Origin of the sequence: Micromonospora humidisoli (genome assembly GCF_016900955.1) — a bacterium.
Classification (GTDB): Bacteria; Actinomycetota; Actinomycetes; order Mycobacteriales; family Micromonosporaceae; genus Micromonospora; species Micromonospora wenchangensis.
This window is the reverse complement of sequence record NZ_JAFEUO010000006.1, coordinates 151,831-164,022: the sequence shown is the minus strand read 5'-3', so window position 1 is coordinate 164,022 and position 12,192 is coordinate 151,831. Positions and strand designations below refer to the sequence as shown.

General features: G+C 73.6%; 13 protein-coding genes. 11 read left to right on the top strand and 2 right to left on the bottom strand.

All coding sequences use genetic code 11. The features are described from left to right. The first annotated feature begins 72 nt into the window (after positions 1-72). Positions 73-1,740, top strand: a complete 1,668-nt coding sequence (locus JQN84_RS22225; protein WP_204960461.1) for a (2,3-dihydroxybenzoyl)adenylate synthase — start codon at positions 73-75, stop codon at positions 1,738-1,740. Positions 1,741-1,854: 114 nt separating this feature from the next. Here the strand turns inward: JQN84_RS22225 and JQN84_RS22220 are convergent, their stop codons facing one another. Continuing rightward, positions 1,855-2,301, bottom strand: a complete 447-nt coding sequence (locus tag JQN84_RS22220; protein ID WP_204960460.1) for an SCP2 sterol-binding domain-containing protein — start codon at positions 2,299-2,301, stop codon at positions 1,855-1,857. A 346-nt stretch (positions 2,302-2,647) separates the two neighbouring features. Here JQN84_RS22220 and JQN84_RS22215 point away from each other — a divergent pair, with 346 nt between their 5' ends. From JQN84_RS22215 to JQN84_RS22175, 9 genes are all read left to right on the top strand, one after another. Continuing rightward, on the top strand, positions 2,648-3,937 hold the full coding sequence (locus JQN84_RS22215) for a nucleotide disphospho-sugar-binding domain-containing protein (RefSeq protein ID WP_204960459.1): 1,290 nt from the start codon (positions 2,648-2,650) through the stop codon (positions 3,935-3,937). An 8-nt stretch (positions 3,938-3,945) separates the two neighbouring features. After that, the gene (locus JQN84_RS22210; protein ID WP_372446012.1) at positions 3,946-4,773 is read left to right on the top strand and encodes an alpha/beta fold hydrolase; all 828 of its coding nucleotides are present in this window, start codon (positions 3,946-3,948) and stop codon (positions 4,771-4,773) included. A 109-nt stretch (positions 4,774-4,882) separates the two neighbouring features. Further along, complete coding sequence (locus JQN84_RS22205; RefSeq protein WP_204960457.1) at positions 4,883-6,124, top strand: cytochrome P450; 1,242 nt, start codon at positions 4,883-4,885, stop codon at positions 6,122-6,124. A gap of 29 nt (positions 6,125-6,153) precedes the next feature. Continuing rightward, positions 6,154-6,408 (top strand): ferredoxin, encoded by a 255-nt coding sequence (locus tag JQN84_RS22200; RefSeq protein ID WP_372446011.1) that lies wholly within the window; start codon positions 6,154-6,156, stop codon positions 6,406-6,408. Continuing rightward, complete coding sequence (locus JQN84_RS22195) at positions 6,408-7,154, top strand: SDR family NAD(P)-dependent oxidoreductase (RefSeq protein WP_204960456.1); 747 nt, start codon at positions 6,408-6,410, stop codon at positions 7,152-7,154. Before JQN84_RS22200 ends, JQN84_RS22195 begins: the two co-directional genes overlap by 1 nt. A 196-nt stretch (positions 7,155-7,350) precedes the next feature. Continuing rightward, entirely contained in the window at positions 7,351-8,187 is an 837-nt protein-coding gene (locus tag JQN84_RS22190; RefSeq protein ID WP_204960455.1) for an alpha/beta fold hydrolase, read from the top strand. Then, positions 8,180-8,749, top strand: coding sequence for a TetR/AcrR family transcriptional regulator (locus JQN84_RS31560; protein WP_204960454.1), 570 nt, complete (start codon positions 8,180-8,182; stop codon positions 8,747-8,749). The genes JQN84_RS22190 and JQN84_RS31560 overlap by 8 nt, the downstream gene beginning before the upstream one ends. Then, positions 8,746-9,120: a DUF4260 family protein gene (locus JQN84_RS22180; protein ID WP_204960453.1), complete on the top strand. Its 375-nt coding sequence runs from the start codon at positions 8,746-8,748 to the stop codon at positions 9,118-9,120. The genes JQN84_RS31560 and JQN84_RS22180 overlap by 4 nt, the downstream gene beginning before the upstream one ends. Positions 9,121-9,308: 188 nt before the next feature. Continuing rightward, positions 9,309-10,241, top strand: coding sequence for an aldo/keto reductase (locus JQN84_RS22175; protein ID WP_307821392.1), 933 nt, complete (start codon positions 9,309-9,311; stop codon positions 10,239-10,241). Between the two features lie 94 nt (positions 10,242-10,335). Here JQN84_RS22175 and JQN84_RS22170 read toward each other — a convergent pair whose 3' ends face one another. Then, the gene (locus JQN84_RS22170) at positions 10,336-10,476 is read right to left on the bottom strand and encodes a hypothetical protein (RefSeq protein ID WP_204960452.1); all 141 of its coding nucleotides are present in this window, start codon (positions 10,474-10,476) and stop codon (positions 10,336-10,338) included. Positions 10,477-10,761: 285 nt separating this feature from the next. On the opposite strand from JQN84_RS22170, the gene JQN84_RS22165 reads away from it, so the two are divergent. After that, the gene (locus tag JQN84_RS22165; protein WP_204960451.1) at positions 10,762-12,117 is read left to right on the top strand and encodes an FAD-dependent oxidoreductase; all 1,356 of its coding nucleotides are present in this window, start codon (positions 10,762-10,764) and stop codon (positions 12,115-12,117) included. Positions 12,118-12,192 lie beyond the last annotated feature (75 nt).

The following is a 12,192-nucleotide window of genomic DNA, read 5'->3' as shown; positions in this document are numbered from 1 at the left end:
GATTTCGCGTCGCGCCGCCCGGGCTCCGACGCCGGTGCGCCGTGTCGACCGATCGGATCGGGAGGGCCCGACATGTCCGCAGAAGCGACCCGACCTACCCTCGACGGGACCGTGCCGTGGCCGCCGGAGCTGGTGGCGCGGTACACCGACCAGGGCTACTGGGCGGGCCGGCCGCTCGGGGCGTACCTGTACGCCGCCGCCGACGCCGACCCCACCGCCACGTGCCTGGTCGACGGCCCGGTACGCCTCACCTTCGCCGAGCTGACCGCCCGCGCCGACGGTGCCGCCGAGCGCCTGCGGGACCTGGGGATACGTCCCGACGACCGGGTGGTGGTGCAGCTGCCCAACTGCTGGGAGTTCGTCGTGCTGACGGTGGCCTGTTTCCGGCTGGGCGCGGTCCCGGTGATGGCGCTGCCGGCGCACCGGCGGCAGGAGATCGCCGCGATCGTGGCGTTGACCGGGGCGCGGGCGCTGGTCGTACCGGATGTGTTGAAGGAGTTCGACCACCAGGCGCTGGCCCACGAGGTGGCCGCCGACGCGCCGACCCTGCGGCACGTGCTGGTCGCCGGGGCGGACGTCCGCGCGGACAGTGTCGACCTGCGGCGGCTGTGCCGGCCGGCGGACGATCCGGCGGCGGCCCGGTCGGCGCTTGACGCCGCCGCGCCCGCCGGTTCGGCGGTCGCCCTGTTCCTGCTCTCCGGCGGCACCACCGGGGTGCCGAAGCTGATCGCCCGGACCCACGACGACTACGGCTACATGATGCGTCGTGCCGCCGAACTGTCCGAGGTGGACGCGACGACTGTCTACCTGGCGGTGCTGCCGCTGGCGCACGGTTATCCGATGGCCGGGCCGGGCATCCTGGGCACGCTGCTGGCCGGCGGCCGGGTGGTGATCCTGCCGTCGCCCGCGCCGGAGCGGGCGTTCGAGGCGGTGCAGCGGGAACGGGCCACCTTCACCTCGCTGGTGCCCGCCGCGGTGCAGCGCTGGCTGGAGTACCGGGAGAAGGACCCGGACCGGGACCTCAGCTCGCTGCGCCGGGTCCAGGTCGCCGGCTCCCGGTTGGCCGACCAGGTGGCCCAGCGGGTGACGCCGGTGCTCGGCTGCGATCTCCAGCAGGTCTACGGCATGGCGGAGGGGCTGCTCTGCCTGACCCGCCCGGACGACCCGCAGGACGTGGTGTGCCACAGCCAGGGCCGGCCGATCTGCCCCGACGACGAGCTGCGGCTGGTCGACGAGGAGGGCCGGCCGGTGCCGGCCGGCGAGCCGGGGGTGCTGCTGACCCGGGGGCCGTACACGCCGCGCGGCTACTACCGGTCGCCGGAGCTGACCGCGCGCGCGTTCGTCGACGGCTGGTACAACACCGGGGACATCGTCCGGCTGCGGCCCGACGGGAACCTGGTCATCGAGGGTCGGGACAAGGACCTGATCAACCGGGGTGGCGAGAAGATCTCCGCCGAGGAGGTGGAGAACTTCGCCTACCAGCTCGACACGGTGAGCCTGGCCGCCGCGGTCGCCATGCCGGACGCCGAGCTGGGTGAGCGGGTCTGCCTCTACGTGGTGCCGCAGCCCGGCCGGACGGTGGCCCTGCAGGACGTACGGGCGGTGATGCAGCGGGCCGGGGTGGCCGCGTTCAAGCTGCCGGAGCTGCTGGTGACCGTCGACGAGCTGCCGTTCACGGCGGTCGGCAAGGTGAACAAGAAGCAGCTCCGCGAGGACGTCGGCCGCCGGCTCGCCGGCTGACCCACCGGCCGGGCCGGTGGGGCGGCCCGGCCACCCGCCGCCCGTCGACGGGGGCGGGTGGGGGGTGACACGGGGGCGGGGGCGCACCGGGTGCGCCCCCGCCCCCGTGTCCGGTCAGGGCTTCGGAATGTCGAACAGGGTGGGGATGCGCATGGCCAGCCCCCGGTCGCCCTTGGCCTTCATCCGGCCCAGCACGAACATGGTGACCGGGTTGGCGTTGCTGCTGACCAGTTTCAGGAAGTCGATGTCGCTGAGGGTCAGGGTGAGCCGGGGTTCGCGGTCCGGCCGCTCCGACAGCACGCACTCACCTCCGGCGATGACCATCTCGTAGGTGTCCACCGTGCCCTCGCGCCGGTCGCCGACGCTCCAGTGCAGGACGGCCTCGGTGCTGCCGGCCCGGTCGGCGCGGAACAGGGTCGGCATCCGGACGAAGATGCCGTCGAGGATGGTGCGGCGGTGCGGGCCGCCCATCACCCGGCGCAGTTCGTCGACCGGGGTGGCGGTGACCAGGCGGGCGAAGTCGCGGGGTTCCATCAGGGCGGGGTCGGCGTCGGCGAACATGGGTGTCCCTTTCGTCGTACGGGCAGGGAGGGGCCGGGCGGGGCGGTGGCCGGGCGGCGGGGTGCGGCGTGACCGCGACGGTGGCGACACCGGCGGGTCGGGCATCCGACCGGCGGGCGGCCGGTGCGTCGGACGGGGCCGCCTGTGCGTCGAGTATGGACAGCTCAGTGGGGGTTGCCTACTTCGACGATGCCCGGTCGCCGCCGACGAAAGGGCATGTATGGAGATGTCCGGGCCCGCCGGGGCCGAGATCATGGTGGGGAGGAGGTCGACGGGGGGCGCAGCACCGTGCCCGGGTGCCGGTCACCCTCCGCCCTGCCGAGCCACACCGAGCTGAGGAGACCGGATGAGAGTGCTCTTCGTGCCGCACGCCAACAAGGCGCACCTGCACATCATGACGCCGTTGGCGTGGGCGCTGCGCACGGCCGGACACGACGTCCGCGTCGCCAGCCAGCCCGAGATCGCCGACGCCATCATCGCGGCCGGGTTCGTTCCGGTCGAGGTGGGTCGGACGCGCACGGAGATGCCGGCCTTCTACCCCGGGGTACGCCCCGGCGAGGCGCCCCCGGTGGTGATGGCGCCCGGTGAACGCCAGGAGATGCCGTTGCAGCAGGACTTCCCCCGGGACAATCCGCTGGAGAAGCTGTCCCGGGCGTCCTGGGGTTTCGCGTTGTTCTCCACCGACGAGATGATCGCCGACCTGGTCGCGCTGATCGCCTCGTGGCGGCCCGACCTGGTGGTCTGGGACTCCATGGTGTACGCCGCGCCGGCCGCCGCCACCGTCTGCGGGGTGCCGCACGCCCGGATGATGATGGGCCCGGACGGGATCACCCAGTTGCGCCGCGCCGCCCGGGACCAGGGTGACCCGTTGCGCGACTGGCTGGACCGGGTGCTGGGCGGCTACGGCACCCGGTTCGACGAGGACGTCGCCGTCGGGCACTTCACCATCGACCCGATGCCGCCGTGGCAGTACCAGCCCGACGGGTTGCACCTGGTGCCGGTGCGGCACATCGCGGTGAACCCGCCGGCCCGGATCCCCGACTGGTTGCGCGAGCCGCAGCAGCGGCCCCGGATCTGCCTCACCCTCGGCGAGTCGCACCGCAACGGGCGCGGCACGGAGGCTCCGGCCGCCGACCTGCTGGACGCGGTGAGCGGGCTGGACGCCGAGGTGATCGCCACGTTCAACGCCAAGCAGCTCGCCACGATCCCGAAGCTGCCGGACAACGTCCGGGTGGTCGACTTCGTGCCGCTGGCGATGCTGCTGCCGAGCTGCGCGGCGATCGTGCACCACGGCGGGGCGGGCACCTTCGCCACCGCCATCGAGCAGGCCGTTCCGCAGTTGATCATTCCGGGGACGCACTGGGGGTTCCAGTGGTGGGGGCCGCTGGCCCACGCCAACGGCCTGCAACAGCAGGGCGCCGGCCGGTTCGTCGCCGACGCCGACCACCTCACCTCCGAGGCCCTCGCCGAGGATCTGGCCCGGGTACTCAAGGACCCGTCGTTCAAGGCGAACGCCGAACGGCTGCGGACCCAGGTGGCCGGCCTGCCCACCCCGAACGACCTGGTCCCGGCGCTGCACCGGTTGGTCGACCAGTACCGGGACGTGGCCGCCGCGCGGGCCGGGCGGCCGGTATGACCGGGTCGCTGCGGTTGACCACCGACGCCGGCACCTTCGACGCGTTGAGCGCCGGTCCCGCCGACGGCCGGGGGGTGCTGCTGCTGCACGGTTTCCCGCAGGGTGCCGTCGAGTGGGAGCACCAGCTCGCGGCGCTGGGTGCGGCCGGTTACCACGCCGTCGCGCCCGACCAGCGCGGCTACTCCCCCGGGGTGCGCCCCGACGAGGTCGACGCGTACCGGATGGACACCCTGGTCGCCGACGTCGTCGCGCTCGCCGGGCAGCTCGGCTGGGACCGGTTCGACCTGGTCGGGCACGACTGGGGGGCGGCGATCGGCTGGGCGGTGGCCGACCGGCACCCGGAGCTGCTGCGCACCTTCACCGCCGTGTCGGTGCCGCATCCCCGGCCGTTCGCCGACGCGCTGGCCACCGACGTCGACCAGCAGCGCCGCTCGGCGTACCTGGCGATGTTCCGGCAGCCGGGGCAGGCCGAGGGGATGCTGCTGGCCGAAGACGCCGCGTTCCTGCGCCGGATGTTGGGCGCGGCGGGGCCGGTGAAGCTGGCCACGTACCTGGACCGGTTGACCGCGCCCGGCGCGTTGACCGCCGCGCTGAACTGGTACCGGGCGACCCGGCCGGAGGACGTCGAGGCCGGGCCGGTCGAGGTGCCGACGCTGTACGTCTGGGGCAGCGACGACATCGGCGTCGGCCCGGTCGCCGCGCACGGCACCGGCGCCTGGGTGAAGGGCCCGTACGAGTTCCTCACCTTCGACGGGGTGTCGCACTGGGTGCCCGAGGAGGTGCCGGACCGGCTCTCCGCGGCGCTGCTCGCCCACCTCGCCCGGCACCCGGGATGAGCCGGCCCGTGCCACCCCGACGCGTCCCCGGTCGACGCCGGGTTCCGGGTCGGTTCCGGGGGCCGGGCCGCCGTCCGGGGCCACCGACCCACACACCGAGAGGACCGTGATGACCGTCAACAGCACATACGCCGCCGATGCGGCGTCCACCGGGGAGACACCCGACTTCCCGATGCCCCGGACCTGCCCGTTCGCCCCCGCCCCCGAGTACGTCGGATTGCGCGCCGAGGCGCCGGTCAGCCGGGTCCGGGTGCCGGACGGGCAGCTCGCCTGGCTGGTCACCCGCTACGCCGACGTCCGTCGGTTGTTGACCGATCCGCGGGTGAGCGCCAACCGGTTCCACCCGAACCTGCCGTTGACCGAGCCGGTGACCCCGCAGACCCGACGCAACATCGCCGCGGTCGGCCGCTCACTGATCGGGCTCGACCAGCCGGAGCACGGCCCGCAGCGGCGGATGCTGATCGGTGACTTCACGCTGCGCCGGGCGCAGGAGATGCGTCCGCACATCCAGCGCACCGTCGACGAGTGCATCGACGCGATCCTGGCCGGGCCGAAACCGGTGGACCTGGTCGCCGCGTTGGCGCTGCCGGTCCCCGCCTCGATGATCACCAAGCTGCTCGGCATGCCGTACGAGGACCGCGACCTGATCGTCCGCAGCGCCGACGCCCAGTTGCGCCGGACGGTCTCCGCCGAGCAGCGGCAGCAGACCAGCAGCGAGTTGCGGGCCTACGTGGACCGGCTGGTCAGCGCGAAGGAGGCCGAGCCGACCGACGACCTGCTGGGTCGGTTGGTGGTGCAGAACCGGCAGACCCCGCTGTTCGACCACGACATGCTCGTCGGGTTGGCGATGCTGCTGCTGGTGGCCGGTTTCGAGACCACCGCCAGCATGATCTCCCTCGGGGTGGCCGGACTGTTGGAGAACCCCGACCAGCTCGCCGAGGTCACCGGTGACCCGGCGGCGATGGGCCTGGCGGTGGAGGAGTTGCTGCGCTACTTCACGGTCGTGGACGCGCTGCCCCGGGTGGCGACCGCCGACATCGAGGTCGGCGGGGTGACCGTCCGGGCCGGTGACGGGTTGCTGTTGTCGTTCGCCTCGGCGAACTGGGACAGCGACGTGTTCCCCGACGCCGAGGTGCTGGACGTCCGCCGGGGGGCCCGGCACCACATGGCCTTCGGCTACGGCATCCACCAGTGCATCGGGCAGAACCTGGCCCGCGCCGAGCTGGAGATCGTGTTCCGTACCCTGTTCGCCCGGATCCCCGGGCTGCGGCTGGCCGAGGAGCTCGACGGCCTGCCGTTCCGCAAGGAGTCGAACATCTACGGCCTGGACCGGCTGCCGGTGACCTGGTGAGGGAGGCTGCGGTGAGTGGGGGCGACCAGGTGGGCACCGAGGAACCGACGACGCTGGTGGTGAGCCGGGGCCTGTGCATCGGCGCCGGGCAGTGCGTGCTGTCCACCCCGGAACTGTTCGACCAGAGCGAGGACGGCCGGGTGCTGCTGCGCCGGCAACCGGACGACGCCGGGCAGGCGCGGGTCGCGGTCGACCTCTGCCCGTCGGGTGCGCTGCGGCTGGCCACCGGGCGGTCCCGGGCGGTCGTCGACGAGCAGGACGCCACGGCGAAGGGGTGGGGCTGATGGCCGACACGGATACCCGGATCGCCGTGGTGACCGGCGGGGGGCGGGGCATCGGGCAGGCGATCTGTCAGGGCCTGGCCCGCCGGGGCATGGACGTGGTGGCGGTGGATCTGGCCGACCCGGTCGAGACGGTGGCGCTGGTGGAGGGTGAGGGGCGCAAGGCCCTCGGCATCACCGGGGACGTCTCGGACCCCGACGACGTGGCCCGGATCGGCGCGGAGATCACCGCCGGGATGGGCGGCTGCCACGTCCTGGTCAACAACGCCGGCATCTATCCGGCCAAGAACATCTTCAAGCTGGAGTACGAGGCGTGGCGGCGGGTGCTGGCGGTCAACCTCGACTCACAGTTCCTGATGACCAAGGCGGTGCTGGACCACATGTGCCGGGTGCGGTGGGGGCGGATCGTCAACCTCACCTCCAACTCGGTCGGCCTGGCTCTACCCGGGTTCACCCACTACATGGCCAGCAAGATGGGGGTGATCGGGTTCACCCGGGCGCTCGCCAGCGACGTCGCCTCGTACGGCATCACGGTCAACGCGGTCGGGCCGACGCTGTCGCGTACCCCCGGGCTGGCGGAGAGTCCGATGGCCGGCGCGGCGCAGGAGCACGTGGCGGCGATGCAGGCGATCAAGCGGCCCGGTGAGGCGCAGGACGTGGTCGGCACGGTGGCCTTCCTGGCCAGCGACGACGCCGCCTTCGTCACCGGGCAGACGATCATGGCCGATGGTGGTCTGGTCCGGTTGTGACCCGTCGCCGACCGTCCGGGGGGTCCGGTGGTCGTCGCGCCGTCGGTCCGGTTCGAGAGCCTGCGGGCGGGCGGGGGTCGCCGATTCCCGCACGCCGGCCCGGTGCGACGTGATCCCCTGGTGGGAGCGGGCGTCGGAGGTCACCCCACCCGGGAAAGCTATTGCGATTAGCTTTTGAGCTAGCTAGGCTAGCGTCATGACCGACGCCCGCAGCAGCGCCCGCCCACCCACCCGCTACCTGCACCGCCCCGAGGGCCGAATCGCCTACGACCTCCAGGGCGACGGCCCCCTCGTGGTGCTCGTCCCCGGCATGGCGGAGCTGCGCTCGTCGTACCGGTTCCTCGCCCCGGCCCTGGCCGCCGCCGGCTACACGGTGGCCACCACCGACCTGCGCGGCCACGGCGACAGCGACACCACCTTCGCCTCCTACGGCGACCCCGAGACCGCCTCCGACGTCAGCGCCCTGATCGACGAGCTCGGCCGGCCGGCCGTCATCGTGGGCAACTCGCTGGCCGCCGGCGCCGGGGTCATCGTCGCCGCCGAGCACCCCGGGCAGGTTCGCGGGCTCGTGCTCATCGGGCCGTTCGTCCGAAACCCCCGACAGGCCCCCGGCATGCGGGCCCTGTTCCACCTGTTGACGTCCCCGCTCTGGGTGGCAGCCGTCTGGAAGGCCTACCTGCCCACCCTCTACGCCGGTGCCAAACCGGCCGACTTCGCCGAGTACCGGGCGGCCGTCGTCGCCAAGCTCCGCCAGCCCGGCCACGGCGCGGCGTTCTCCCGCACCGCGCGGCAGACCGACCACCGGCCCGCCGAGGCACGACTCACCGAGGTGGACACCCCGGTGCTGGTCGTCATGGGTGAACGCGACCCCGACTTCACCGACCCGGCGGCCGAGGCGGCATGGATCGGCGAGACCCTGCACGGCGAGGTGGTCATGGTGCCCGACGCCGGCCACTACCCGCAGTCTCAGCAGCCCGAACGGACCACCGGCGCGGTGCTCGACTTCCTCACCCGGATCAGCACCCGTGCCTAGGGCCGGCCTCACCACCGACGCGGTCGTCGCACGCGGCGCGTACCTGCTCGAAGCGCGCCCGCACGACGAGCTGACCCTCGCCGCGCTCGCCGAGAGCCTCGGCGTCCGCGTCCCGTCGCTCTACAAGCACATCGACGGCCTCCCGGGACTCCGCCGGGGCATCATGCTCCGCGCCAAGGCGGACCTGTCCGCGACGCTCGCCGAGGCGTGCGTCGGCCGGGCCCGCGACGACGCGGTCCGCAGCCTCGCCACCGCCTACCGCAGCTGGGCGCGGCAGAACCCGGTGCAGTACCCGATGACCGTACGGGCCCCGGACCCCGCCGACGCCGAGGACCAGCAGGTCAGCGACGCCGCCGTCCAGGTGGTCTACCGAGTGCTCGCCGGCTACCGGCTGCTCGGCGACGACGCGGTCGACGCCACCAGGCTGCTGCGCACGGTCATCCACGGCTTCGTCAGCCTGGAGACCGCCGGTGCGTTCGCGCTCTCCGCCGACCTGGAACGCAGCTACGAACGGGCCGTCGACAGCGTCGTGTCCGCCCTGGAGAACTGGAAGGGCCGATGAGGGCCGGGCCCGCCCGCACCCCACCACCGGCCACCCCGGTGCCCGTCCTCTACCGCGTCGAGGGTGCGGCCGTCGCCGTGGCGGCCGTCGTCCTCGTCGTGCTGACCGGCTTCGCCTGGTGGTGGCTGTTCGCCCTGTTCCTCGTCTTCGACCTGTCGATGCTCGGCTATGCCGTCGACCACCACGTCGGCGCGGTCGTCTACAACCTGGGGCACACCTACGTCGCCCCGTTCGTCCTGCTCGCCGGGTACGGCCTCGCGCACGCCCTCGACGCGGCCGGGTGGACGCCGCTGGCGCTCGTGGCCGCCTGCTGGTTCTTCCACATCGGCGTGGACCGGGCACTCGACTTCGGACCGCGCCCGCTGCGCTGACCTGAGCCACCCGTACCGCACCCGCACTCACCCAGGGTGACCCGAGCGGCGACACGCTGCGTCGACCTGCGCGATGCCGTCCTCGTTGTCCGCGAGGATGGCCGACGGACGGCGGGTGTCCCCCGCCGGGCGGGCAGCCCGCACACACGGGCGTCGCGGGGTGCGGCGTCCCCCCGAGGGGAGCAAGGGTGACACTGTCGGACAGGCTCGCGCCGGAGGCCGGCCGGCTCCGGCTCGGCGACGAGCTGAGCGTCAACCGGTTGGGCTTCGGCACCATGCAACTGCCCGGCCCCGGCTCCTTCGGCCCCTCGGACGACCACGCGGGCGCGCTGGCCATGCTGCGCCGGGCGGTCGAGCTGGGGGTCAACTACCTCGACACCAGCGACTTCTACGGCCCGCACGTGGCCAACGACCTGATCCGCGAGGCCCTGCACCCGTACCCCGACGACCTGGTGATCGGCACCAAGATCGGGGTGGTGCGCGACAGGTGGGGCGACTTCGTGCCCGCCGGGGCGCCCGACCAACTGCGCCGGCAGGTGCAGGAGAACCTGCGCCGGTTGGGCCGGGACCGGTTGGAACTGGTCTACCTGCGCGTCGGCGGGGACGGGCTGCTGCGCCCGGGCGACGTCCGGTTCTCCGAGTCGTTCGCGATGATGGTGCGGCTGCGCGACGAGGGCCTGATCGGCGCCGTCGGGCTCAGCGGCGTCACCGTCAGGCAGCTCGACCAGGCGCGGGCGACGATCCCGATCGCGGCCGTGCAGAACCGGTTCCACCTGCTCGACCGGGAGTGCCACGACGTGCTGCGGCGGTGCGTCGAGGAGGACATCGCCTTCGTGCCGTACTTCCCGCTGGGGGCGGGGATGCTCGGTGCCCGGCACGGGCGGCCGCCGCTGCCGCTCGGGCCCGACTTCAGCGCCGCGCAACGGCGTACCGTCGACGGGGTCGCCGACCGGCACGGCGTCACCCGCGCGCAGATCGCCATCGCCTGGCTGCTGGCCCACTCGCCGACGATGCTGGTCATTCCCGGCACCAGCTCGGTACGGCACCTGGAGGAGAACATGGCGGCCGCCCGGCTACGGCTGACCCCTGCGGACCTGGCCGCGCTCGACGCGCTGGCCTGACCCGGGCGGCCCGTCGCCGGGTGCCCCGCGGGGGGGGTACGGGGCATCCGACGACGGACCAGGCGCGGCCGGCAGTGGCTCAGGCGGCAGTGGCTCAGGCGGCGCAGCCGGCGAGCGCCGGAGTCGGGGCGGGCGCACCCGGCAGGCCGAGGAACAGCCTGGTGCAGTCGACGAGGAACTGCGGATTCTCCTCCGGAACCCAGTGGCCCGAGTCCGGTACGACGACCTGCCGCACGTCGTGCCGACCTGTCGGTAGGAGGCGGCCACCCCGGGGCCGAAGGAGAACGCCGCGCCCCTCGCCAGCACCGGCAGGGTCACCGGTTTGGCCGGGGCCTGGGCCCGGTTGTCGGCGATGTCGGTGTCGAAGGCGCGGTAGTACTCGTAGCCGGCCGTCCGGTCGGCCGGGTCACGGTAGGCCCGGTAGTAGACCGGGCGGTCCCGGCAGCCAGACCACGTCAATGGTCGATGTTGCGCACGTTACGAGACGACAGGGCGGCACCCGTACACCTAGAGTCAGAACATGGCGACCGACGGTGCGGTGGTGGTCGGCGCGAGCATCGGCGGGTTGCTGGCCGCCCGCGTGCTCAGCGCGACCTACGGCCGGGTCACCCTGGTCGACCGGGACCCCCTGCCCGAGCAGGCCGCCAGCCGCCGCGGGGTGCCGCAGGGCCGGCAGCTGCACGTGCTGCTGGACCGGGGCCGACAGGTGCTGGAGGAGCTGCTGCCCGGGGTCACCGGGGAGCTGACCGCGCTCGGCGCTCCTCTGGTCGACCTGCACGGCCAGGTGCGCTGGTACAACGACGGCTACCGGATGCGGCAGGCAACGTCCGGGCTGCTGGCCGTCGGGGTGGGCCGCCCCCTGCTGGAGCAGGTCATCCGCAACCGGGTGACCGCGTTGCCCGGGGTGACCGTCCTGCCCGGCCACGAGGTCACCGGTCTGACCACCACGCCGGACCGGCGACGCGTCACCGGCGTACGCGTGCACCGCCGGGCCGACGGCCCCTCCACCACCCGGGAGCTCTCCGCCGAACTGGTGGTCGACGCCGGGGGGCGGGGCACCCGGAGCCCGGTGTGGCTGGCGGAACTCGGTTACCGCCCCGCACCGGAGGAACAGGTGCCGGTCGGGCTGACCTACGTCACCAGGCTCTACCAACGTCAACCGCAGCAGCTCGACGGGCTGCTCGGCGTCCTCACCAACGCGGTGCCCGGCCGCTCCCGGGGCGGGATCGTGGCGGTGCAGGAACAGGACCGGTTCGCGGTGGCGCTCAGCGGGATGTTCGGCGAGGAACCGCCGCTCGACGACGCCGGTCTGCTCGCCTACGCCGACAGCCTGCCGGCACCGGAGATCGGCGCGCTGCTGCGGCAGGCCCGCCCGCTCGGCATGCCGGCCCGGATGCGCTTCCCGGCCAGCGTCCGCCGCCGCTACGAGCGGCTGCGCGACTTCCCCGCCGGATACCTGGTCTTCGGCGACGCGTTGTGCAGCTTCAACCCGATCTACGGGCAGGGCATCACGGTCGCCGCGTTGCAGGCGGTCGAGCTGGCCCGGCTGCTGCCCGCCGGGCCGTCCGCCCCGGCCCGGCGGTTCTTCCGGCGCGCCGCCCGGGTGATCGACATGCCGTGGTCCATCGCGGTCGGCACCGACCTGCGGTTCCCCGGGGTCCCCGGCCCACGGTCGCCGCAGGTCCGGCTGACCAACGCCTACGTGCACCGGCTGCACGCCGCCGCCACCGCCGACCCGGTGCTGGGCGCGGCGTTCCTGCGGGTGCTCAACCTGGTCGACCCGCCGCACCGGCTGCTCGTCCCGTCGGTGGTGGCGCGGGTGTTGACCGGCTCCCGGGCGCTGCCCCGGCCCGCCGAAATCAGCACGCACGGATAAGACCGCAGGGGTACACCTCGGCATGCTGTGAGCGGGCGGCGGTCGCTGCCCGGCGGGTACGGCGTCACCCGTCAG